We start from the raw sequence: 22,030 nt of genomic DNA, 5'->3' as shown, positions 1-22,030 counted from the left end.
CGATCGTGGACGACCGCCGTCCGTGGTGGCGGACGGCGGTCGTCCACGAGGTCTACCTGCGCAGTTTCGCCGACGGGAACGGTGACGGCCTGGGCGACGTGCCCGGCCTGCGCGAGCGGCTGCCGTACCTGGCCGGGCTCGGCGTCGACGCGCTGTGGGTGACGCCGTGGTATCCGTCGCCGATGGCCGACGGCGGCTACGACGTCTCCGACTACCGCGACATCGACCCGCGGTTCGGCACGCTCGACGACGTCGACGCGCTGCTCGCCGACGCGCACGCGCTCGGCCTGCGGGTGGTCGTGGACCTCGTCGCCAACCACACCTCCGCCGAGCACCCCTGGTTCCGCGCCGCGCTGGCCGGCGGCCCGGGCGCGCCGGAGCGGAGCCGCTACCTGTTCCGGGACGGCCGCGACGGCGGCGCCGCCCCGCCCAACGACTGGATCAGCGCCTTCGGCGGGCCGGCCTGGACCCGGGTGACCGAGCCCGACGGCCGGCCCGGCCAGTGGTACCTGCACCTGTTCGCCCCCGAGCAGCCGGACCTGGACTGGACCTCACCGGAGGTGCAGGAGGAGTTCGACGACGTCGTGCGCTTCTGGCTCGACCGCGGGGTCGACGGCATCCGCGTCGACGCCGCGCCGGCCATGGCGAAGGTGCCCGGGCTGCCCGACGCCGGCCACCCGCCGGGCGCGACGTTCGCCAGCAGCGAGTGGGTGGGCAACCCGCACTGGGACGTCGACGAGGTGCACGAGGTGTTCCGCCGGTGGCGGCGCATCGGCGACACCTACGACGGCGACCGGCTGTTCGTCTCCGAGGCGGTGGTCAACGGGCCCGAGCGGCTGGCGCGCTACGTCCGGCCCGACGAGCTGCACACCACCTTCAACTTCGACTACCTCAAGGCGCCGTGGGACGCGGGCGCGCTGCGGCGGGTGGTCGACGGGACGCTGGCCGCGCTGGCGCCGGTCGGCGCGCCGGCCACCTGGGTGCTGTCCAGCCACGACGAGACCCGGCACGTCACCCGCTTCGGCCGGGCGCACAGCGGCGCGGCCGTCATGGGGTTCGACGCGGCCGGTCCCGCCGACCTCGCCCTGGGGCTGCGGCGGGCGCGCGCCGCCGCGCTGCTCACCCTGGCGCTGCCGGGCGGCGCCTACCTGTACCAGGGCGAGGAGCTCGGCCTGCCGGAGGTCGAGGACCTGCCCGCCGACGCGCTGCAGGACCCGACCTGGGAGAGGTCGGGCCGCACCGCCCGGGGCCGCGACGGCTGCCGGGTGCCGCTGCCGTGGTCGGGGGAGCGGCCGCCGTTCGGGTTCGCCCCGGACGGCGTGGCGCCGTGGCTGCCGCAGCCGGAGGGGTGGCGGGCGCTCACCGTGGCCGCGCAGGACGCCGACCCGTCCTCGACGCTGTCGCTGTACCGGGCGGCGCTGCGGCTGCGCCGGGAGCTCCTCGGCGAGCAGCCGCTGTCCTGGCTCGACCTCGGCGACGGCGTGCTGGCCTTCTCCCGCGGGCCGGCGTTCCGGTGCGTGGTCAACCTGTCGGACCGCGCTATCCCGCTCGACGGGCTCGGCCGGGTCCTGCTCACCAGCGGGGACGTGTCCGCGGGGCTGCCCCCGGACACCGCCGCCTGGCTCGCGCCCTAGGCGGTCGCCCGCTGCTCCTTCGCGGCGGCGAGCTCGGCGGCGGTGGGCGGGTCGGCGCCGACGCGGGTGCAGTTGAGCGCGGCGACCAGCGCGGCGTCGTCGACCAGGGCGAGCAGGTCGTCGTCGGACAGGGCCTCCAGCGCCGCGCGGCCGGTGACGCCGGCGCCCAGCAGCCCGGCGAACAGGCCCGCGGCGAGGGAGTCGCCGGCGCCGACGGTGTCGGCCACGGTCACCCGCGGCGGCTCGCGGTGCAGCAGCGGGCGGCCGGGCCGGGCGATCCGCAGCGGGTCGCCGCCGTCGGTGAGCAGCACCAGCGCCGGGCCGCGGCCGGCCCAGCGCCGGGCGGCGTCGTCGAGGTCGGTCGTGTCCGGCTCGAGCCAGGCGAGGTCCTCGGCGCTGACCTTCACCACGTCGGCGACGGCGACCAGCCGGTCGAGCCGGGCGCGGACGCCGTCGGGGTCGTTGCCGAGCGCGGTGCCCACCGGGCCGCCGGCCAGCATGGGCCGCAGGTTGGGGTCGACGCTGACCAGGGCGGTGCCCGCCAGGCGCTCGGCGAGCGCGGCGATCGCCTCGGACCCGGGCGGCGTCCAGGAGGAGATGGACCCGACGTGCAGCAGCGCCGTCCCCTCGGGCAGGGCGGCGTCGAGCTCCGCGCCGGTCCACTGCCAGTCGGCGGCGCCCTGCACGTGGAAGCCGTAGTCGGCCGAGCCGTCGGGGGAGAGGCCGACGACGGCGAGGCTGACCGGCTCGGCCGCGGCGACGAAGCCGGAGACGTCGACGCCGGAGAGCTCGGCGTGCCGGCGCAGGGCCGGGGCCATGGGGCCGGTGCCGAGGCGGGCGAGCAGCGCCACCCGGGTGCCGAGCCGGCCGGCCGCGACGGCCACGTTGAGCGCGTTGCCGCCGGGGCGGGCGACGTAGTGAGGGGCGGTGCCCTCGGGCCCGGCGTCGGCGCCGGCGACCGGGAGGAGGTCGACGACGAGCTCGCCGAGCACGGTGAGGACGGGGCCGTCGCTGTCCATCGCCCGACCCTAGTGGCGCGGGTCGTCCCCCGCGGGACACCCGGGAGTCCCCGGACGGGGGAGGTCCGCAGGACCGGGGGACTCCCTGCTGGGCCGGGTACCGCTGTTGCTGGGACGATGGGGGAGGAGGACCGCCGTCGACGACGGCGGTGCGCAGGAGCCACGAGGCGGCGCCGGACGGGCGCCGGAGCAGGAGGAGCTCGCCATGCCCAACCCGATCGTCAAGCTGTGGCGGTACCTGACGGCGTCGGCCAACGCGCAGATCGACCAGCGCGCCGACCCCAAGATCCAGATCCAGCAGGCGATCGAGGCCGAGCAGCAGCGGCACCAGTCGCTGGCCAACCAGGCGGCCGCGGTGCTGGGCAACCAGCGCCAGCTGGAGATGCGGCTGAACCGGCAGCTCGGCGAGGTCGAGAAGCTGCAGGCCTCCGCCCGCCAGGCGCTCGTCCTCGCCGACCAGTCCCGCGGCCGCGGTGACGCCCCCAAGGCCGCCGAGTACGAGCAGGCCGCGCAGGCGTTCGCCACCCAGCTCGTCGCCGCCGAGCAGGCGATGGAGGACCTCAAGCGCAGCCACGACGAGGCGCTGCAGGCCGCCGAGCAGGCGCGCGGCGCGGTCGAGCAGAGCCGGATGCGGCTGCAGACCACGCTGGCCGAGCGCACCAAGCTCATGAGCCAGCTCGAGCAGGCCAAGATGCAGGAGCACGTGGCCGCGTCGATGCGCCAGGTCAACGAGCTGTCCGCGCCGGGCAACACGCCGAGCCTGGCCGAGGTCCGCGACAAGATCGAGGCCCGCTACGCCAACGCGCTGGGCCAGGCCGAGCTCGCGCAGACCTCCGTCGAGGGCCGGATGCTCGAGGTGCAGAAGGCCACCCTCGACGTCGCCGGCGCCTCGCGGCTGGAGCAGATCCGGGCCGGCATGGGCGGCGGGCATACGCCGGCCGTCGAGAGCGGCACCGGCGCGGCCGGCGCGATCGGCCCGGGCGCCGCGTCGCCGTCGTTCGAGAAGACCGAGCAGACGGCGCAGCGCCCCGAGAACGCCTGACGCACCGCCGCGGCCCGGCTCCCGCCCTCGGGTGGAGCCGGGCCGCGGCGTGTCCGGGGCGTGCCTAGGTGGCGCTGGCGAGCGGCCGCGGGTGGTCGGACTCCCCGGTGCGGGCCATCGGGTCGACGGGGGCGTCGGTGGCCTGGCAGGTCGGGCACCAGTAGGTGATCCGCTCCTGCAGGTCGGGGCCCTGGTCGCCGCGCAGGATCGGGGTGCCGCAGCGGTAGCAGGGCTTGTCCTTGCGGCCGTAGACCCAGTGGTCGCGGCCGCGGCGCAGGTCGCCGGTGGTGCTCTGCTCCGGGCGGTCGCGGTTGGCCAGCATGAGGGTGCGGGTGCGCTCGACCAGCCCGGCGAGGTCCTCGACGTCGGCCACCCGCATCCAGGGGTGCACGCCGCAGACGAACATCCCCTCGACCTTGTAGAGGTTGCCCGGGCCGCAGAGGTTGCGCTGGTCGAGGATCGCGACGCCGATCTGCTGGTCGGGGTGCGACCGCAGCCGGCGCAGCGCCTCGTCGAGGTCCCAGTCGGGGCCGAGGACGTCGGGGCCGAGGTGCCCGACGACGGTGTCCTCCTGGCTGGTGCGCACCATCGCGACGTCGTGCAGCCGGTAGCCGACACAGTCCCACCGGTCGGTGGCGAGGACCGCGCGGATGGAGAAGGCGGGGCCGCCGTGCCAGCGGGCGCCCTTCTTGTAGATGTGCCAGCTGCCGTCCATCCGGTAGTGGGTGCGCAGCGTCCAGCCGTCGGTGAAGCGGGTCAGCATGTGCTTGCCGCGGGGGACCACCTCGGCGACCGTGCGGCCGGCGAGGTCGGTGGCGGCCAGCTGGGGCACCCGGAGCTCGCCGCGGCGCAGCGTCTGGCCGGCCAGCGCGGTGTTCATCCGCTGGGCCGCCAGCCAGACGGTGTCTCCCTCGGGCACCCGTCCAGTGTCCCCTGGACGCGAAGGGCGTGCTCAGGAGCGAGGGACGTCACGCCCGGGCGGGGAAGCGCCGGGCGCCGCGCGGCGCTGAGGGTGCCGTGCAGCGACGTCCCGACCCGCGCGACCCGGCCATCGCCCCCGAGCACGTGGCGGGGGTGGCCGAGCCGGTGACGGTGACCGTAGCCCGTGACGTGCGCCCCGAGCAGCGGGCGCCGTTCGAGGAGTGGGCCGGGGAGATCCTCGGCCTGGCGGAGCGGTTCCCCGGCAACCTCGGCACCAGCCTGCTGCGCCCGGGCGCCGGATCCACCCGGTACCACCTGGTGTACCGGTTCTCCGACGGCGAGTCGCTGGCCCGCTGGGAGCGGTCGGCCGAGCGGCAGGCGGCGCTGGAGCGCGTGGAGCACCTGTCCGGCGGCGCCGACTACGCGCGCGTGGCCGGCCTGGACAGCTTCTTCACCGCGATGACCCCGCCGCGGCCCGGCCCGCGCTGGCGGCTCACGGTGCTCACCATCGCGGCCGTCTTCGCCATCACGCTGGGCTTCCAGCTGCTGGTGGCTCCGCACGTCGGGTCGTGGCCGCTGCCGCTGCGCCTGCTGCTCTCGGCGACCGTGGTCGTCGTGCTGCTCGGCCAGGTGGTCATGCCACGGCTGACCCGCTGGTTCGGCCCCTGGCTGCGCGGCCGCCGCTGACGCCGGTCCCGCGGACGGGACCGGCGTCAGCCGGTCTCAGTCGAGCGGGCGGACGCCGGCGGCGCTGACGCCCCGGGAGCCGGAGGTGCGGGAGAACGCGACCCGCTGGCCCTCCTGGAGCTCGCGGTAGCCGCCGGTCTCCTCGATCTCGGAGAAGTGCACGAAGACGTCGTCGCCGCCGTCGTCGGGCGTGATGAAGCCGAAGCCCTTGTCGGGGTTGAACCACTGCACGGTGCCCTGCGCGTCACCGCCGGCGTCCCCGCCGCGGCCGGCGGAGCGGGCGGGACGCTGGTCGCGGCCGCCCCGGTCGTCCCGGCGCTCGCGCGGCGCGGGCCGGTCGTAGCCGCCGCGCCGGCCGCCGCCGACCAGCCGCACCGACTCCGCCTGCAGGCCGCGGTTGCCCTCGACCAGCTCGAACTCGACGCGGTCGCCCTCCTCGAGCTCGCCGCCGCGCCCGCTGAGCGCGGAGACGTGCACGAAGACGTCCTCGGGGACGATGAACCCGAAGCCGCGGTCGGCGTCGAAGCGCGCCACGGTGCCCGAGACGACGATCCCGCGGGGCGCCCGGCCGCCGCCGGAGCGGCCACGGTCGTCGCGGGAGCCGCCCCGGTCGTCACGGCCGGAGCCGCGGTCGTCCCGCCGGTCGTCACGGCGGGCGCGGGGCGCGCCGCCGGTCGGGCGGACCCGGTCGGCCTGGGGGCCGCGCGGGCCGGGGCTCGCGTCGTAGTCGACCGGCTGCCCCTCGTCGAGGGTGCGGAAGCCCCCGGTGTCCTCGATCGACGAGAAGTGGACGAACACGTCGTCCCCGCCGTCCTGCGGCTCGATGAACCCGAAGCCCTTGTCCGCGTCGAACCAGCGGACCGTGCCGGCTGCCATGTCTGTATCCCTCATCCCTCACGTACTGCGACGGTCCACGGTACGCGTCCCGCGCGCACCGGCCCCAGCTCAGCCGCGCAGGCGTAGCCCACGCGGGGTGGCCGCGAAGCCGGCGGCCTGCAGCGCCGACGACAGCGGGGTGTCCTGGTGCACCGAGGCGCCGTCGGCCTTCTGCACCACCATGCGGCCCAGCGCCCCGGCGGCGACGGCGCCCGACAGCGCGGTGGCCGCCTCCTTGAGCGTCTGCTCGTCCTCGGTCCACGACAGCAGCGTCTTGCCGCCGCGCTCCACGTAGAGCACCAGGTCGCCGTCAACCAGCACCACCAGCGCGCCGGCCTTGCGCCCGGCGCGGTGCCCGGTGGGCCGCTTCCCGCCGCCGGTGCCCTCGCCGACGTCGACTGCGACCTGGTCGGCCGACTCGCCGTCGGACGGGCCGGTGCGGTCGGGCCAGGGCAGCGCCGCGCCGTACACGTTAGCCGGGTCGGTGGCGGCGAGCACGACCGCGCCCTCCGGCGCGCGGTCGGGGGTGGCGAAGGCGCGCAGCCGGTCGACCGAGCCCGGCGTGCCGAACTGGGCGGCGCCCAGGGTCTCGACGAAGTAGCCGCGGCGGGCCCGGTTGTTCTCCTCGAACGCGCGCAGCACCGGGTAGACGGCGGAGAACCCGCCGGGCACCTGCTCGGCCATCACCGCGCCGCGGGTGAGCACGCCGTGCCGCTCGAGTAGCGCCTCGGCGCGGGCGGTGGTGCGCCGGGTCGGGTTGGGCTCGCGCTCGGGCAGACGCGACCACCGGCCGGCGACCGTGGGCGGGCCGGTGCGGGTGGGCATCGCCGGGCGGCCCAGGCGCGGGCGGCCGTAGCGGGTGCGGTCCACCCGGGCGCGCGGGGGAGCCGGGGCGCGCTTGTGCGTGCCGCCCCCGGACAGCCGGGTGCGCAGCGGGGCGAGGGTGTCGTTGGTGAGCAGCCCGGCCCACACCAGGTCCCACACGACGTCGGCGAGCGCCGTGTCGTCGGTGGCGCCGACCAGATCGGACAGGCCGCGGAAGAACACCGCCTGCCCGGCCGAGAGCTGCTCGAGGACGGCGAACCCGACGCCGCCCTCCTCCGGTAGCTCCACCGGGTCGGGCAGCAGCAGCGGCGCGAGGTCGGCGGGCACGAGGCTCACCCAGCCGTCGCCGCCGGGCAGTCCGCCGGCGCCGGCCCACAGCACCTCGCCGGCGCTGGTGAGCTCGTCGAGCATCGCGGGGCGGTAGTCGCGCACCCGGGACGGCAGCACCAGCGACTCCAGCGCGCTGGCCGGCACCAGCGCCCCGGCCAGCTGCTCGACCACCGCGAGGACGCCGTCGACGCCGCGCATCCGGCTGCCGACCGACTGCCAGGACGGGGTGAAGCGGGCCAGCGTGCCGATCGGCACCGGCTCGACCTCCTGGCGCAGCTTGGCCAGGCTGCGGCGGCGCACCGAGCGCAGCACCTCGGCGTCGCACCACTCCTGCCCGGTGCCGCCGGGCCGGAACTCGCCGGTGACCAGCCGGCCGGTGCCGACCAGCCGCTGCAGCGTGGCGGTGACGACCGCGACGCCGAGGCCCAGGCGGGTGGCCACCTCGGTGGGCTGGAACGGGCCGTGCGTGCGGGCGTAGCGGCCGACGAGGTCGCCCAGCGGGTCGGCGACCGGCTCGGTGAAGGCCTCCGGGACGCCGACGGGCAGCGCGGTGCCCAGCGCGTCGCGCAGCCGGCCGGCGTCCTCGATGGCGACGTGCCGCTCCTCGCCGGCGATCCGCACGACGATCGCCCGCCGCGAGGCCACCAGCTCCGCCAGCCACTCCGCCGGGACGCCGCGCAGCGCCGCCTCGGCCGGGGTGAGGTCGCCCAGGCCGCGGAGCAGGTCGGAGGCGCCGTCGACGTCGCGGGGGTGCCGCTCGGCCGGCAGCCGCTGCAGCTCCCGCTCCACCTCGGCCAGCGCCTCGGCGTCGAGCAGCTCGCGGAGCTCCGAGCGGCCCAGCAGCTCGGCGAGCAGGCCGGTGTCCAGGGCCAGCGCCTGCGCGCGGCGCTCGGCCAGCGGGGCGTCGCCCTCGTAGAGGAACTGCCCGACGTAGCCGAACAGCAGCGACTGGGCGAAGGGACTCGCGGCCTGGGTCTGCACGTCGACCACGCGCACCCGCCGGGAGCGGACGTCGCGCATCAGCTCGACCAGGCCGGGCACGTCGTAGACGTCCTGCAGCACCTCGCGGGCGGCCTCGAGCGTGATGGGGAAGCTGGAGAACTCGCTGGCCACGCTGAGCAGCTGGGCGGCGCGCTGGCGCTGCTGCCACAGCGGGGTGCGCCGGCGCGGGTCGCGGCGGGGGAGCAGCAGCGCGCGGGCGGCGCACTCGCGGAACCGGCTGGCGAACAGCGCCGAGCTGCCGACCTCGGCGGTCACCTCCCGCTCGACGTCGTCGGGGTCGAGGACGGCGAGGTCGGCCTCGGGCGGCTCGCCGGTGGTGTCGGGCAGCCGCAGCACGATGCCGTCGTCGGAGTGCATGGAGGCGACGTCAACGCCGTAGCGCTCCCGCAGCCTCGCCGCGAGCACCAGCGCCCACGGGGCGTTGACCTGCGCGCCGAAGGGGGAGTGCACGACCAGCCGCCAGTCGCCGAGCTCGTCGCGGAACCGCTCGACCAGGAGTGTCCGGTCGTCGGGCAGATGGCCGGTGGCCGCCTTCTGCTCGGCCAGGTAGGCGAGCAGGTTGGCCGCGCCCCAGTCGTCGAGGCCCGCGGCCTGCGCCCGCTCGCGGCCCCGCTCCGGCGTCGCCGATCCGACCTCGCGGAGGAAGGCACCGAGCGCGCGGCCGAGCTCCAGCGGCCGGCCGGGGGCGTCGCCGTGCCAGAACGGCATCTTCCCGGGCTGGCCGGGAGCGGGGGAGACGAGCACCCGGTCGTGGGTGATCTCCTCGATCCGCCACGACGACGAGCCGAGGAGGAAGACGTCGCCCACCCGCGACTCGTAGACCATCTCCTCGTCGAGCTCACCGACGCGGCGCCCGCCGGAGCCCTCGCCGCCGACGAGGAAGACGCCGAACAGCCCGCGGTCGGGGATCGTGCCGCCGCTGGTGACCGCCAGCCGTTGCGCGCCGTTGCGGGCGGTGAGGGTGTCGGTGACCCGGTCCCAGGTCAGCCGTGGCCGCAGCTCGGCGAACGCGTCGGAGGGGTAGCGGCCGGCGAGCATGTCGAGCACGGCGTGCAGCGCGGAGTCGGGCAGGCCGGAGAAGGGCGCCGACCGGCGCAGCAGCGCGCCGACCTCCTCCACCGTGCGCGGGCCCTCCGACACGATCGCCACGATCTGCTGGGCGAGCACGTCGAGCGGGTTGCGCAGGTAGCGGATCGACTCGATCGCGCCGGCCTTCATCCGCTCGGCGACCAGCGCGCACTGCACGAGGTCGCCGCGGTACTTGGGGAACAGCACGCCGCGGCTGACCGCGCCGACCTGGTGCCCGGCGCGGCCCACCCGCTGCAGGCCGGCGGCCACGGTGGGCGGCGCCTCGACCTGGACGACGAGGTCGACCGCGCCCATGTCGATGCCGAGCTCGAGTGACGACGTCGCCACGACCGCCGGGAGCTGCCCGGACTTCAGCGCCTCCTCGACGACGGCGCGCTGCTCGCGGGACACCGAGCCGTGGTGCGCCGCGGCGACCGGCCGCACGCCCTCGGGGACGCCGCCGCCGGAGCCGGCCTGCGCCATGAGCGCCGCGGCGTTGGTGCCGGGCGGGACCGGCTCCCCGGTGACCCGCTCGAAGGCCATCTCGTTGAGCCGGCTGGTCAGCCGCTCGGCCAGCCGGCGGGAGTTGGCGAAGACGATGGTGCTGCGGTGGGCCTCGACCAGGTCGAGCACCCGCTCCTCGACCGCCGGCCAGATCGACGTCCGCGGCTGGTCACCCGCGGCCGAGCCCTCCAGCTCGCCGGTGGGCTGGCCCAGCTGGCTCATGTCCTCGACCGGCACGACGACCGAGAGGTCCCACTGCTTGACCGACGGCGGCTGCACGACCTCCACGGGCCGGCCGCCGGCGAGGAAGGTGGCCACCTCCTCGATGGGCCGCACGGTGGCCGAGAGGCCGATCCGCTGCGCCGGGCGGTCGAGCAGCTCGTCGAGCCGGTCGAGGGAGACGGCCATGTGCGCGCCGCGCTTGCTGTCGGTGACGGCGTGCACCTCGTCGACGATCACCGTCTCGACGCCGCGCAGCGCCTCCCGCGCCGAGCTCGTGAGCATGAGGAACAGCGACTCGGGCGTGGTGATGAGGATGTCGGTGGGCCGCCGGGTGAAGGCCCGCCGCTCGTCGGCCGGGGTGTCGCCGGAGCGGATGCCGACGGTGATCTCCGGCCGGGGGAGGCCCAGGCGCATCGCGGCCTGCCCGATGCCGGCCAGCGGCGCCCGCAGGTTGCGCTCGACGTCGACCGCCAGCGCCTTGAGCGGGGACACGTAGAGCACGCGGCAGCGCCGGCTCTCGTCGGCCGGTGCGGTGCTGGTGAGCCGGTCGAGCGACCAGAGGAAGGCCGCCAGCGTCTTGCCCGAGCCGGTGGGGGCGACGACGAGGGCGTGCCCGCCGCTGCTGATGGCCTGCCAGGCGCCCTCCTGGGCGGCCGTGGGCTCGGCGAACGCGCCCGTGAACCAGGCCCGGGTGGGCGCGGAGAACCGGTCGAGAGCGGGCACGTCCCCAGTGTCCCCGCGGGTACGACAGTCCGCTGGCCTGCGCGTACGCCGCGGGCGGAGGGTCGCCCGGACGGAGGGTGGCGTGCGGCACACTGCCGGGCATGCGCTCCTCCCTCTACGAGGCCGACCACGAGGACTTCCGGCAGACGGTCCGCACGTGGCTGGAGAAGAACGTCGCCCCCTTCCACGGCCAGTGGGAGCGCGACGGGATCGTGCCGCGCGAGGTCTGGCTCTCCGGCGGGGAGCAGGGCCTGCTCGGCTTCGACGTCGACGAGCGGTACGGCGGCGGCGGGGTGCGCGACTTCCGCTACAACGCCGTCCTCGACGAGGAGGTCACGCGCATCGGCGCCAGCGGCCTCGGCTTCGGCCTGCACAACGACGTCGTCGCCCCCTACCTGCGCGACCTGTGCACCGAGGAGCAGGCGCAGCGCTGGCTGCCCGGCTTCTGCCGCGGCGAGCTGATCACCGCCATCGCGATGACCGAGCCCGGCACCGGAAGCGACCTGCAGGCCATCCGCACCACCGCCCGCCGCGACGGCGACGAGTGGGTGCTCAGCGGCGCCAAGACGTTCATCACCAACGGGATCAACGCCGACCTGGTGATCGTGGTGGCGCGCACCGACCCCGACGCCCCCGGCGCGAAGGGCACCAGCCTGCTCGTCGTCGAGCGCGGCATGCCCGGCTTCACCCGCGGCCGCAACCTGGACAAGGTGGGCCTCAAGGCGCAGGACACCGCCGAGCTGTTCTTCGACGAGGTCCGCGTCCCCGCCGACAACCTGCTCGGCACCGAGAACCGCGGCTTCGCCCACCTCATGGAGAACCTGCCGCAGGAGCGGCTGTCGATCGCCGTCGGCGCGGTCGCCGCCTGCGAGACGGTGCTCGCGCAGACCCGCGAGTACGTGACCGGCCGGACGGCGTTCGGCCGGCCGGTCGGCAGCTTCCAGCACAGCCGCTTCGTGCTCGCCGAGCTCACCACCGAGACGACGATCGCGCGCACCTTCGTCGACGAGTGCGTCCGCCAGCTCGGCGCCGGGGAGCTGACCGCCGTCGACGCGGCGATGGCCAAGTACTGGACGACCGAGCTGCAGAACAAGGTGGCCGACCGCTGCCTGCAGCTGCACGGCGGCTACGGCTACATGGACGAGTACCCGGTGTCCCGGGCCTGGCGCGACGCCCGCGTGCAGTCGATCTACGGCGGCACGAACGAGATCATGCGCGAGATCATCGGCCGGTCGCTGGGGCTGTGACGGGCCGGTGACGACGCAGCAGGCGGCGCCCGACGTCGCGCGGGTCCAGCGGCGCACCGTCGGCGTCCTGTCCGGCGCCGTGGCACTCGCGGGCCTGGGCGTCACCGTCGGGATCACCATCGGCGGACTGCTCGCCCGGGAGGTCGCCGGCAGCGACGCCGCGGCCGGCCTCGGGCAGACCGCCGGCGTCCTCGGCGCCGCGGTGCTCGCCGTCCCGCTGGCCCGGCTGTCCGACCGGGCCGGCCGGCGCGCGGGGCTCGCCGCCGGCTACGCCGTCGCCGTCGCCGGTGCGCTGGTCACCGTGCTCGCCGCGGCGCTGTCGTCGCTGCCGCTGCTGCTCGCCGGGCTGTTCGCCTTCGGCGCCTCCACCGCGTGCGGCCTGCAGGCGCGCTACGCCGCCGCCGACCTCGCGACGCCGGAGCGCCGCGGCCGCGACCTGTCGCTGGTGGTCTGGGCGACGACGGTCGGCTCGGTCCTCGGCCCGAACCTCGCCGCGCCCGGCGCCGCGCTGGGGCGCGCGGTCGGCCTGCCGGAGCTCGGCGGCGGCTTCGTGGTGTCGGCGGTGGGGTTCGCCGTCGTCGCGGCGGTCCTGCTGGCCCTGCTGCGTCCCGACCCGCTGCTCCTGTCGCGGCGGCTGGCGGGCGGCGACGGCGCGCGGCCGGCCGGCAACCGCGGGCGCACCCGGGCGGCACTGCGGGAGGTGTGGGCCTCGGCCGACGGGCGGCTCGGCGTGGTCGCCGTCGTCGTGGCCCACTCCGTGATGGTCGGCGTCATGGTCATGACGCCGGTGCACATGGGGCACGCGGGTGGGCACGACGACGCGACGACGCTGCGCCTCGTCGGCGTGGTGATCAGCGTGCACGTGGCCGGGATGTACCTGTTCTCCCCGCTCGTCGGCTGGCTCGCCGACCGGGCCGGACGCCGGGCGACCGTGGCCGCGGGCGGGATGCTGCTGCTGGCCGCCGCGGCGATCGCGGGCACCGCCCCGCCGGAGGCCGCGGGCCGGCTCGGCGTGGGGCTGCTGCTGCTCGGCCTCGGCTGGTCCTGCGGGCTGATCGCGGGCTCCACGCTGGTCACCGAGTCGGTGCCCGCGGCCACGCGGCCCGCCGCGCAGGGCGGCACGGACCTGCTCATGGGGCTCGGCGCCGCCGTCGCGGGGGCGGCCGGCGGGCCGCTGCTGGCGGCCGGCGGCTTCGGCCTGGTGGCCGGCGTCTCGGCGGCCCTGGTGCTGCCGCTGGCCCTGGTCTGGGCGCTGCGCCGCTGACGCCTCAGCGGCCGCGCATCCCGCGCCAGAGCAGCACCAGCGACACGAGCATGCACAGCGCGATGCCGATCTCCAGGACGGTGTCCCAGGTGGCGGAGCCGGTGGTGGGGAACACGGCCTCACCCTAGTCCTGCTATCGTGAAGCCACTTCACGGTGTAGGGGGCTCACGATGCCGGACGACGCCCGGGTGGCCGCGCTCGACCGGGTGCTGGAGCTGACCGTCCTGCTCGGCCGGGACATGACGGCCTCGCTGGCCGCCTCCGGCCTGACGGTGGCCCGCACGACGCTGCTGTGGCACCTGCGCGCCGCCGGCCCGAGCACCCAGCGCGCACTGGCCGACGCGCTCGGGGTCAGCGCCCGCAACGTCACCGGCCTGGTCGACGGGCTGGCCGCCGCAGGCCTGGTCACCCGCGAGCCCCACCCCGACGACCGCCGGGCCACCCTCGTCACGCCCACCGCGCGCGGGCGGGAGCTGCTCGACGAGCTCGGGCGCGGGCAGGCCGAGCTCGCCGGCCAGCTGTTCGGCGGGCTGCCGCCCGACCGGCTCGACGCGCTGGTGTCCGCCCTCGACGACGTCCTGGAGCGGCTGCGGCCGCTGGTCCCGGGCAGCGCCGCGGAGGAGACCCCGTGAGCGCCGCGGGGCTCGTGCGCCGCGCCGTCGCCTTCGAGCTCGGCACCTGGCGCAGCCTCGGGCGCTGGGTGGCGCGCCGGCCCGACGTCCCGGCCGGCGCGGAGGCGTTCGGCTACGTCTCGGCCGCCTCGCCGGTGCTGTGGACCTTCGTCGTCCTGTCGGCCGTCGAGATCCCGCTGGTCGACTGGTTGCTGCCGTGGCCCGCGGCGCGCGTGGCGCTGCTCGTCGTCGGCGTCTACGGGCTGCTGTGGATGCTCGGCATGCTCGGGGGGATGCACGTCCACCCGCACACCGTCGACGACGAGGGGCTGCGCGTGCGCAACAGCTTCGCCGTGGACGTGCGGGTGCCGTGGGAGGCGATCGCGGCGGTCCGGGTGCGGCGGCGCTCGGTGGAGGGCTCGCGCACCGTCGTCGTCGCCGAGGAGGGCGGGCGGCGGGCGGTGTCGGTCGCCGTCGTCGCCTCCACCCAGGTCGACGTCGAGCTGCGGACGCCGCTGGTGCTGCCGCTCGCGCGCACCGGTGGGCGGCCGGTCGACGAGCTGCGCCTGGCCGCCGACGACCCGGCCGCGCTCGTGCGGCGGCTCCGGGCGGGCCTGGCCGGGCACGCGGCCGCCACCCCCGACGCGGACGCGCGCTAGCGTCGGGGCGTGCGCCTGCAGGAGTTCTGGTCCCGGCTCGACGAGCGGTTCGGGTCGATGCGGGCGCAGAGCGTGGCGCGTGACCACGTCTTCTCCGTCCTCGGCGGGCGCACCGCCGTCGAGGCGCTCGAGGCCGGGCTGCCGGTGCGCCGCGTGTGGCTGGCCATCTGCGAGGAGTTCGACGTGCCCCTCAAGGAGCGCTGAGCCCGCTCCCGGAGGGGCGGCCGTACTCCGCGCGGAGTACGCGGCGCCCGGCAGGTGCGTCCCGGCGGCGGACGCGCTGGGTGCCCCGCCGTCCCTAGCGTCGACGGCGTGATCGAGATCCGTGGACTGACCAAGCGCTACGGCGACCGCACCGCCGTCGACGACCTGACCCTCACCGTCCACCCGGGCCGTGTCACCGGCTTCCTCGGGCCCAACGGGGCAGGCAAGTCGACGACGATGCGGGTCGTCGTCGGCCTCGACCGGCCGACCGCCGGCACCGTCCGGGTGGACGGCCGCCGCTACGCCGACCTCCCCGTCCCGCTGCGCGCCGTCGGGGCCCTCCTGGAGGCCCGCTCCGCGCATCCGGGGCGCACCGCCCGGGACCACCTGCGGGTCCTCGCGTCCACCGCCGGGCTGCCGCGCTCGCGCGTGGACACGGTCCTCGAGCTCTGCGGCCTGACGCCGGTCGCCGACCGCCGCGTCGGTGGCTTCTCCCTGGGCATGGGCCAGCGCCTCGGCGTCGCGACGGCGCTGCTGGGCGACCCCGCCACCGTCGTGCTGGACGAGCCGGTCAACGGCCTGGACCCCGACGGGGTCCTGTGGATCCGGACGCTGACGCGGCAGCTGGCCGCCGAGGGCCGGACGGTTCTCGTCTCCTCGCACCTGATGAGCGAGATGGCCGTGACCGCCGACCACCTCGTCGTCCTCGGCCGCGGCCGGCTCGTGGCCGACGAGCCGACGGCCACGGTCCTCCGGCGGGCCGGGACCCGGTCGGTGCGGGTGCGCAGCCCCCGCCCCGACGACCTCGTGGGCGTCCTCGCCGGTGACGGCGTGAGCCTGGCCTCGCCCGAGCGGGGACTGCTGGAGGTCCAGGGGCTGGGCGCGGACGAGATCGGCGACCGCGCCCTGCGCGCCGGCATCCCGGTGCACGAGCTGACCCCCGTGTCGGCCTCGCTCGAGGAGGCCTTCATGGACCTGACCCGCGACGACCGGGAGTACCGCACCGACCTGCGGCAGGAGGCCCTGACGTGAGCGACCGGACCAGCACCCGCGTCCTCGACGCACCCGGCGCGGGCCGCGCGCCCCGGGGGCCCGCCGGCGGCGGTCCGGGCGGCCTGGTCGCCGGCCAGTGGGCCGCCGTCCGGTCCCTGCGCACCACCTGGTGGGTGCTCGGCGGGGCGTCCGTCGCGATGGTGCTGCTCTCCCTGCTGTTCACCGCGACCGCGGGAGCCGGGGACCAGGGCGGGCCGCCCGGCCTGGACCCCGCCGACCCCGTCGGGCTGAGCCTGGGTGGCTACAACCTGGCGGCCCTGGCGGTGGGGGTGCTGGGGGTCCTGCTGGTCACCGGCGAGTACACCAGCGGCACGGTGCGGGTCCTCTTCGCGGCGGTGCCCCGCCGGTGGCCGGTGCTCCTGGCCCGTTCCGGCGTCCTCGCCGTGGTCACCGTGGTCGCGACCTCGCTCGCCGCGCTGGCGGCGTTCCTCGTCGGGCAGGCCGCGCTCGGCGACACCGGGGTCTCGCTCGCCGACGACGGCGTGGCCCGGGCGGTGCTCGGCGCCGGCCTGTACGTGACGGCGATCGGGGTTCTCGGCACCGCGCTCGGGTGGCTGCTGCGTTCGACCGGAGGGGCAGTCGGCACGTTGTTCGGCGTCGTCTTCCTGCTCCCGGTGCTGGGCGGCCTGCTGCCCTCGAGCTGGGGGCCCGACGTGGTGCGGTGGCTGCCGGGGCAGGCCGGCGCGAGCATCGTGCAGGTCGCGACCGGCCCCGGCGAGTTCGCCCCGTGGACGGGGTTCGGGGTGCTCTGCGGCTACCTGGCGGTCCTGCTCGCAGCGGCGGTCGTCACGGTGCGGCGACGCGACGCGTGACTTCCGGACCGGGAGGCGCGGGCGGCAGCATGTCGTCCGTGCGGCGGGTGGGCGGGTCGGTGGTGTGGTCGGTGGGGCCCGTGGTGGCCGGTGCCGTCCTCGCCATCGGCCCGCTGGTGCGCTTCGGTGGCCCGACCGCGGCGGAGGTCGCCGTGACCGCCCTGGCCTGGGCGCCCGCGGTCGCCCGCGCGCGGGCGCCCTTCGCCGCCTTCCTCGCCTCTGCCGCCGTCGTGGTCGGCTGGTGGGTGCTGCACGGGCTGGAGGCCCGGGCGCTGCTCCCGGCCGGGGTGGTGGTGTGGTGGCTGCTGGTCTGGGTCGCCGACCGGTGCGATCCGCGGCGCGTCGCCACGGCGCTCGGGGTCTGCCTGGTGGTGCCGCTGGCCCTCGGTGCAGCAGCCCTGACCGGCCCTGGTGACGGTGCCGCCGTGGTGCCGCTGGTCGCGGTGACCGTGACGGCGGCCGTCGTCGGGCGTGACCGGCGGACCAGGCGGGCCTACCTGGTGGCGCTGCAGGACCGCGCCGAGCGCGCCGAACGGGAGCGGGACGCGCGCGCCCGGGTCGCGGTCATGGAGGAGCGCGCGCGGATCGCCCGCGAGCTCCACGACGTCGTCGCGCACAACCTCTCGGTGATGACGGCGCTGGCCGACGGCGCCGGGTACGCGCAGGACGGCGAGCAGGCCGCCCGGGCGGTGCGGCAGATCGCCACGACCGGACGCGAGGCGCTGGCGGAGATGCACCGACTCGTCGGCGTGCTGCGCACCGACGACGACGGCCCGGGGCGTGCGCCGGCGCCCGGTCTCGACGGACTATCCGCGGTCGTCGAGCAGGTCCGGGCCGCCGGGCTCCCCACCTCGCTCACGGTGACCGGCCGGCCGGCCCCGCTCGTGGCCGGCGCCCAGCTCGCCGTCCACCGTCTCGTGCAGGAGGCGCTCACGAACACCCTGCGGCACGCGCGCGGGGCGCGATCGGCCGCCGTGCGCCTGGACTGGCGCGCGGGCGAGCTCGCCGTCGAGGTGACCGACGAGGGCGGGCCCGCCGTCCTGCCGGAGCGGCCCGGGCACGGGCTGGTCGGCATGCGGGAGCGCGTCGCGGCGTGGGACGGCACCGTCGTGGCCGGCCCGCGTCCGGAGGGTGGCTGGCGCGTCGCCGCGGTCCTCCCGCTCGCCGTGGTCGGCGCCGAGGGTGCCGGGACGGCGGCGCCGTGAGCACCCGCGTGCTGCTCGTCGACGACGAACCGCTGGTCCGGCTCGGCTTCTCGATGGTGCTGCAGGCCCAGGACGACCTCGTCCTGGTCGGGGAGGCCGGGGACGGCGCCCGGGCCGTCTCGCTGACGCGTGAGCTGCGGCCGGACGTCGTCGTGATGGACGTCCGCATGCCCGGTGTCGACGGCGTCGAGGCGACCCGGCGCATCGTCGCCGAGGGGCTGTCCAGCCGGGTGCTGGTGCTGACCACCTTCGACCTGGACGAGTACGCGTTCGCCGCGCTGCGGGCCGGCGCGAGCGCGTTCCTCCTCAAGAACGCCGAGCCCGCGGAGCTCCTCCGGGCGGTGCGGGCGGTGGCCCGCGGCGACGCGGTGCTCTCCCCGCGGGTCACCCGGCGGCTGCTCGAGACGCTGGCGCACCGGCTGCCCGCGGTCACGCCGCCCGACCCGCGCGTCGCCCTGCTCACCGAGCGCGAACTCGAGGTGCTCAGGGCGGTCGCCCGCGGGGAGTCGAACGCCGAGATCGCCGGCGTGCTGGTCCTGTCGGAACTGACGGTCAAGACGCACGTGGCCCGCATCCTGGGCAAACTGGGTCTACGCGACCGCACGCAGGCCGCGGTCTTCGCGCACACGCACGGTCTGGTGTGAGGGACCTGGCGTCCTCCGCGTGTCGCTCGACTCGAACACGTGTTCGTCCTACAGTGGCGGGCGCGTCCACAGGGAGGTCGTCCCTCCACAGGTCCGGTCGGTCCCCGGAAATGTCAGACCCCCGGCCTAGCGTCGCCTCCGACACCGCATCGACTCCACGACACGCGACTTCCCGAAGGTGAGCAGCATGGCAACGCTCGACCGCGACAAGGCCCTCGACATGGCCCTCGCCCAGATCGACAAGCAGTTCGGCAAGGGCTCGGTCATGCGCCTGGGCGACAGTGCCGCCCAGGCGATCAAGGTCATCCCGACCGGCTCGATCGCCCTCGACATCGCCCTGGGCATCGGCGGTCTGCCGCGCGGCCGCGTCATCGAGGTCTACGGCCCGGAGGCCTCCGGTAAGACCACCGTCGCCCTGCACGCGGTGGCCAACGCCCAGGCCGCCGGCGGCATCGCGGCCTTCATCGACGCCGAGCACGCGCTCGACCCCGAGTACGCCCGGGCCATCGGCGTCGACACCGACGCGCTGCTGGTCAGCCAGCCCGACACCGGTGAGCAGGCGCTCGAGATCGCCGACATGCTGATCCGCTCCGGCGCGCTCGACATCATCGTCATCGACTCCGTGGCGGCCCTCGTGCCCCGCGCCGAGATCGAGGGCGAGATGGGTGACAGCCACGTCGGTCTGCAGGCCCGCCTCATGAGCCAGGCGCTGCGGAAGATCACCGGTGCGCTGAACAACTCCGGCACCACCGCGATCTTCATCAACCAGCTGCGCGAGAAGGTCGGCATCGTCTACGGCTCGCCCGAGGTCACCACCGGTGGTCGCGCGCTGAAGTTCTACTCGTCGGTCCGCCTCGACGTGCGCCGCATCGAGACCCTCAAGCAGGGCACCGACGCCGTCGGCAGCCGGGTCCGGGTGAAGGTCGTCAAGAACAAGGTCGCCGCCCCGTTCAAGCAGGCCGAGCTCGACCTGCTGTGGGGCCACGGCTTCAGCCGCGAGGGCGGCCTGATCGACGCCGGCGTCGAGCAGGGCTTCATCCGCAAGTCCGGCGCCTGGTACACGTACGAGGGCGACCAGCTCGGCCAGGGCAAGGAGAACGTCCGCACGTTCCTCCGCGACAACCCCGACCTCGCCGACGAGATCGAGAAGAAGGTCAAGGAGAAGCTGGGCATCGGCCCGCAGGTCGACGCGCCGGCCGCCGAGACCGCCGACTTCTGAGCCGCCCCGTGACCGGCTGGCCCGGCCCGGCCTCCGAGGAGGTCGACCCCGAGCTGACCGGCCGCCCCGGCGGCCGGCGCGGACGCCGGACCCGTGCACCGGGTCCCGGTGACCGTGCCGGCCGCGGGCGGCGGCGCGCCGGGCCGTCCCCTGACCCGGACGGCCCGGCCGCCGCCCTCCCCGGCCAGGACTCCGGCCTCCCCGAGGGTGCGGTGGACGGGGACCCGGCCGACGAGGCCGGCGATCCCGAGTCCGTCGCCCGCGCCATCTGCCTGCGGGCGCTCACCGGCGCCGCCCGCACCCGGCAGCAGCTCGCCGACCTCCTCGAGCGGCGCGGCATCCCGGAGGAGGCGGCCACCGCCGTCCTCGACCGGTTCACCGAGGTCGGGCTGATCGACGACGCCGCCTTCGCCCGGGCCTGGGTCACCTCCCGCCAGGCCGGCCGCGGCCTCGCCCGCCGCGCCCTGCGCGCCGAGCTGCGCGCCAAGGGCGTCGACGGCGAGGAGGCCGAGCAGGCCCTCGCCGAGGTCGACGACGACGACGAGCGGGCCGCCGCCCGCCACCTGGTCGAGCGGCGGCTGCCCGCGCTGCGCCGCGTCGACCGGCAGACCGCCACCCGCCGGCTGATCGGCATGCTCGCCCGCAAGGGCTACAACGGCGGGCTGGCCGCCGGCGTCGTCCGCGAGGTGATGGACGAGACCGGCTTCGGCACCGAGGACCCCGACGCCGACGGCTGGGACACCGAGGACGCCTGACCCGCGCCGCCCGAGCCCGCGCCGCCTGCGGTGCCACTCGCGCTGTCCACCGCCCTGCACGACCCGCGCAGGCCTGTCCGCCCCGCGCGGACGACACGCGGGGCTCCGGGCCCGGCGGGCCTAGCGTTCCGGCATGGGCGTGTCCGAGGTGGTCCCCGGCCTGCACCTGCTCCCGCTCGGCATCAGCAACGCCTACCTGTGGCGCCACGACGGCGGCGTCACGCTGGTCGACACCGGGCCGGCCGGCAGCGCGCCCGCCATCGCGGAGGCGCTCGGCGCCCTCGGCCTGCGCCGCGAGGACGTGCGCCGCGTCGTGCTCACCCACTTCCACGACGACCACGTCGGCTCGGCCGCGGCGGTGCGCGCCTGGGGCCGCGCGCCGGTGGTCGCCGGCGCGGCCGACGTCCCGGTCATCCGCCGCGACCGGCCCGGCCCCGAGCCGGTGCTCACCCCCGCCGAGCGCGCCCTGCACGCCCGCGTGTCGACGGGGCTGCCGCGGGCGCCGGCCTGCCGGGCGGCCACACCGGTCGCCGACGGGGCCGACCTGGGCGGTGGCGCCGTGGCGGTGGCCGTCCCCGGGCACACGCCCGGCAGCCTCGCGGTGCACCTGCCCGCGGCCGGTGTGCTGATCACCGGCGACACGGTCGCCGAGCACGAGGGCGGACTGGTCCTCGGGCCGTTCAACGCCGACCGGGGGCGTGCCTGGGACTCGCTGCAGCGCCTGGCCGGCCTGGAGGCCGACGTCGTCTGTCCCGGCCACGGGCAGCCGGTCGCCGGGGGAGCGGCCGCGGCCCTGCGCGCGGCCACCGACCCCTTCGGCTGAGCGGTCCGGTCAGCCGGCGACCGGGATCCCCCTCACCTGGGTCGGCAGCCCGGCGCCGGGGGCCACGGCCGGCATGGCGACCGTGGGCAGCGTGGTGACCGGCGGCACAACCGGGGAGACGGCGGGCGCCCCGGGGACGGAGGCCGGGGGAGGGGTGGGAGCGGCGACCGGCGGCGTCCAGGCCGTCAGGTCGATCGCCAGGCCGTCGGGCGACTCGTCGTCGTCGACCAGGCCCGCGTCCTCCTCGGCGGGCGCGGCGGTCAGCCAGCGCGCGATCTGCTCCTCGAACGCCGGGCCGGGCCGCGGGGAGGGGCGGTCCACCGTGCCGACGAAGGTCAGGTCGCGCTCACCGCCGTCGGCGGCCCGCAGCACGATGCGGCAGCGCGCCCGCCGGTGCCGCGCCGGCGGCACCACCTCGCGGACCACCGCGGACTCCGCCAGCGCGGCCTCCGCGAAGCGCGGCGCCGCGGCACGGAGCCGGTTCACGAACTCCTGCGCGGCGTCGGCCTGCCCCTCGGGGACGCGCACCACGGACGGCAGCGGCGGCACGACGGGGCGGAGAGCGGTGTCCACGCCGTCTCTCTCGGCAGCCGCGCCCCGGAGCCGGACGACACACGGGGCCGTCGCGGACCGCGGGACGCGCGGGACACCGCGTGACCGTCCGGTGACCGCCGCACCCGC

The 22,030-nt window shown here is 76.7% G+C and carries 20 protein-coding genes; 15 read left to right on the top strand and 5 right to left on the bottom strand.

All coding sequences use genetic code 11. The features are described 5' to 3' along the window. Nucleotides 1–5 precede the first annotated feature (5 nt). Entirely contained in the window at nt 6–1,634 is a 1,629-nt protein-coding gene (locus BUE37_RS13535; RefSeq protein WP_073420604.1) for a glycoside hydrolase family 13 protein, read from the top strand. On the opposite strand, the gene BUE37_RS13530 is transcribed toward BUE37_RS13535, so the two are convergent. Then, the gene (locus BUE37_RS13530; protein WP_073420603.1) at nt 1,631–2,653 is read right to left on the bottom strand and encodes a PfkB family carbohydrate kinase; all 1,023 of its coding nucleotides are present in this window, start codon (nt 2,651–2,653) and stop codon (nt 1,631–1,633) included. The genes BUE37_RS13535 and BUE37_RS13530 overlap by 4 nt on opposite strands. A gap of 205 nt (nt 2,654–2,858) precedes the next feature. Here BUE37_RS13530 and BUE37_RS13525 point away from each other — a divergent pair, with 205 nt between their 5' ends. Beyond that, a complete protein-coding gene (locus tag BUE37_RS13525) occupies nt 2,859–3,695 on the top strand; it encodes a PspA/IM30 family protein (protein WP_073420602.1) in 837 nt (278 codons plus the stop codon). 64 nt (nt 3,696–3,759) lie between these two features. Here the strand turns inward: BUE37_RS13525 and BUE37_RS13520 are convergent, their stop codons facing one another. Beyond that, nucleotides 3,760–4,614 carry a DNA-formamidopyrimidine glycosylase family protein gene (locus tag BUE37_RS13520; RefSeq protein ID WP_073420601.1) on the bottom strand — a complete coding sequence of 285 codons (855 nt, stop codon included), beginning with the start codon at nt 4,612–4,614 and terminating at the stop codon, nt 3,760–3,762. A gap of 98 nt (nt 4,615–4,712) precedes the next feature. Between BUE37_RS13520 and BUE37_RS13515 the strand changes: the two genes are divergently transcribed. Then, nucleotides 4,713–5,303, top strand: a complete 591-nt coding sequence (locus BUE37_RS13515) for an antibiotic biosynthesis monooxygenase (RefSeq protein ID WP_083628623.1) — start codon at nt 4,713–4,715, stop codon at nt 5,301–5,303. A gap of 36 nt (nt 5,304–5,339) precedes the next feature. Here the strand turns inward: BUE37_RS13515 and BUE37_RS24980 are convergent, their stop codons facing one another. Both BUE37_RS24980 and BUE37_RS13505 read right to left on the bottom strand, forming a co-directional pair. Further along, nucleotides 5,340–6,179 (bottom strand): cold shock domain-containing protein, encoded by an 840-nt coding sequence (locus BUE37_RS24980; RefSeq protein ID WP_073420600.1) that lies wholly within the window; start codon nt 6,177–6,179, stop codon nt 5,340–5,342. 69 nt (nt 6,180–6,248) lie between these two features. Continuing rightward, the gene (locus BUE37_RS13505; protein ID WP_073420599.1) at nt 6,249–10,853 is read right to left on the bottom strand and encodes an ATP-dependent helicase; all 4,605 of its coding nucleotides are present in this window, start codon (nt 10,851–10,853) and stop codon (nt 6,249–6,251) included. 101 nt (nt 10,854–10,954) lie between these two features. On the opposite strand from BUE37_RS13505, the gene BUE37_RS13500 reads away from it, so the two are divergent. The 12 genes from BUE37_RS13500 to BUE37_RS13445 all read left to right on the top strand — a co-directional run bounded on the left by BUE37_RS13500 (nt 10,955) and on the right by BUE37_RS13445 (nt 21,349). Then, nucleotides 10,955–12,100, top strand: coding sequence for an acyl-CoA dehydrogenase family protein (locus BUE37_RS13500; RefSeq protein ID WP_073420845.1), 1,146 nt, complete (start codon nt 10,955–10,957; stop codon nt 12,098–12,100). A 7-nt stretch (nt 12,101–12,107) separates the two neighbouring features. Next, on the top strand, nt 12,108–13,364 hold the full coding sequence (locus tag BUE37_RS13495; protein WP_073420598.1) for an MFS transporter: 1,257 nt from the start codon (nt 12,108–12,110) through the stop codon (nt 13,362–13,364). Between the two features lie 170 nt (nt 13,365–13,534). Continuing rightward, on the top strand, nt 13,535–13,996 hold the full coding sequence (locus BUE37_RS13490; RefSeq protein ID WP_073420597.1) for a MarR family winged helix-turn-helix transcriptional regulator: 462 nt from the start codon (nt 13,535–13,537) through the stop codon (nt 13,994–13,996). Next, nucleotides 13,993–14,634 (top strand): hypothetical protein, encoded by a 642-nt coding sequence (locus BUE37_RS13485; RefSeq protein WP_073420596.1) that lies wholly within the window; start codon nt 13,993–13,995, stop codon nt 14,632–14,634. The genes BUE37_RS13490 and BUE37_RS13485 overlap by 4 nt, the downstream gene beginning before the upstream one ends. A gap of 9 nt (nt 14,635–14,643) precedes the next feature. After that, the gene (locus BUE37_RS13480) at nt 14,644–14,838 is read left to right on the top strand and encodes a DUF3046 domain-containing protein (RefSeq protein ID WP_073420595.1); all 195 of its coding nucleotides are present in this window, start codon (nt 14,644–14,646) and stop codon (nt 14,836–14,838) included. Nucleotides 14,839–14,946: 108 nt separating this feature from the next. Next, complete coding sequence (locus BUE37_RS13475; protein WP_073420594.1) at nt 14,947–15,870, top strand: ATP-binding cassette domain-containing protein; 924 nt, start codon at nt 14,947–14,949, stop codon at nt 15,868–15,870. Beyond that, nucleotides 15,867–16,703, top strand: a complete 837-nt coding sequence (locus BUE37_RS13470) for an ABC-2 transporter permease (RefSeq protein ID WP_139252958.1) — start codon at nt 15,867–15,869, stop codon at nt 16,701–16,703. The genes BUE37_RS13475 and BUE37_RS13470 overlap by 4 nt, the downstream gene beginning before the upstream one ends. A gap of 38 nt (nt 16,704–16,741) precedes the next feature. After that, nucleotides 16,742–17,908, top strand: coding sequence for a sensor histidine kinase (locus BUE37_RS13465; protein ID WP_175562867.1), 1,167 nt, complete (start codon nt 16,742–16,744; stop codon nt 17,906–17,908). Next, the gene (locus BUE37_RS13460; protein ID WP_073420592.1) at nt 17,905–18,552 is read left to right on the top strand and encodes a response regulator; all 648 of its coding nucleotides are present in this window, start codon (nt 17,905–17,907) and stop codon (nt 18,550–18,552) included. The genes BUE37_RS13465 and BUE37_RS13460 overlap by 4 nt, the downstream gene beginning before the upstream one ends. Before the next feature lie 187 nt (nt 18,553–18,739). Then, nucleotides 18,740–19,771, top strand: a complete 1,032-nt coding sequence (recA, locus tag BUE37_RS13455) for a recombinase RecA (RefSeq protein WP_073420591.1) — start codon at nt 18,740–18,742, stop codon at nt 19,769–19,771. 212 nt (nt 19,772–19,983) lie between these two features. Further along, nucleotides 19,984–20,526 carry a regulatory protein RecX gene (locus BUE37_RS13450; RefSeq protein ID WP_245794594.1) on the top strand — a complete coding sequence of 181 codons (543 nt, stop codon included), beginning with the start codon at nt 19,984–19,986 and terminating at the stop codon, nt 20,524–20,526. Nucleotides 20,527–20,659: 133 nt separating this feature from the next. Continuing rightward, on the top strand, nt 20,660–21,349 hold the full coding sequence (locus BUE37_RS13445; protein ID WP_073420590.1) for an MBL fold metallo-hydrolase: 690 nt from the start codon (nt 20,660–20,662) through the stop codon (nt 21,347–21,349). 9 nt (nt 21,350–21,358) lie between these two features. Here BUE37_RS13445 and BUE37_RS13440 read toward each other — a convergent pair whose 3' ends face one another. Further along, nucleotides 21,359–21,922, bottom strand: coding sequence for a hypothetical protein (locus BUE37_RS13440; RefSeq protein WP_073420589.1), 564 nt, complete (start codon nt 21,920–21,922; stop codon nt 21,359–21,361). Nucleotides 21,923–22,030 lie beyond the last annotated feature (108 nt).

Source organism: Geodermatophilus nigrescens (genome assembly GCF_900129495.1).
Lineage (GTDB): Bacteria > Actinomycetota > Actinomycetes > Mycobacteriales > Geodermatophilaceae > Geodermatophilus > Geodermatophilus nigrescens.
Note: the sequence above shows the minus strand (reverse complement) of the source record. Positions and strands in the feature narration are given on the sequence as shown.

What these genes read in the sequence shown, in the direction of transcription:
- BUE37_RS13445 (WP_073420590.1), top strand. Translation starts at nt 20,660, where the DNA reads ATGGGCGTGTCCGAGGTGGTCCCCGGCCTGCACCTGCTCCCGCTCGGC.
- BUE37_RS13500 (WP_073420845.1), top strand. Translation starts at nt 10,955, where the DNA reads ATGCGCTCCTCCCTCTACGAGGCCGACCACGAGGACTTCCGGCAGACG.
- BUE37_RS13490 (WP_073420597.1), top strand. Translation starts at nt 13,535, where the DNA reads ATGCCGGACGACGCCCGGGTGGCCGCGCTCGACCGGGTGCTGGAGCTG.
- recA (WP_073420591.1), top strand. Translation starts at nt 18,740, where the DNA reads ATGGCAACGCTCGACCGCGACAAGGCCCTCGACATGGCCCTCGCCCAG.
- BUE37_RS13525 (WP_073420602.1), top strand. Translation starts at nt 2,859, where the DNA reads ATGCCCAACCCGATCGTCAAGCTGTGGCGGTACCTGACGGCGTCGGCC.
- BUE37_RS13530 (WP_073420603.1), bottom strand. Translation starts at nt 2,653, where the DNA reads ATGGACAGCGACGGCCCCGTCCTCACCGTGCTCGGCGAGCTCGTCGTC.
- BUE37_RS24980 (WP_073420600.1), bottom strand. Translation starts at nt 6,179, where the DNA reads ATGGCAGCCGGCACGGTCCGCTGGTTCGACGCGGACAAGGGCTTCGGG.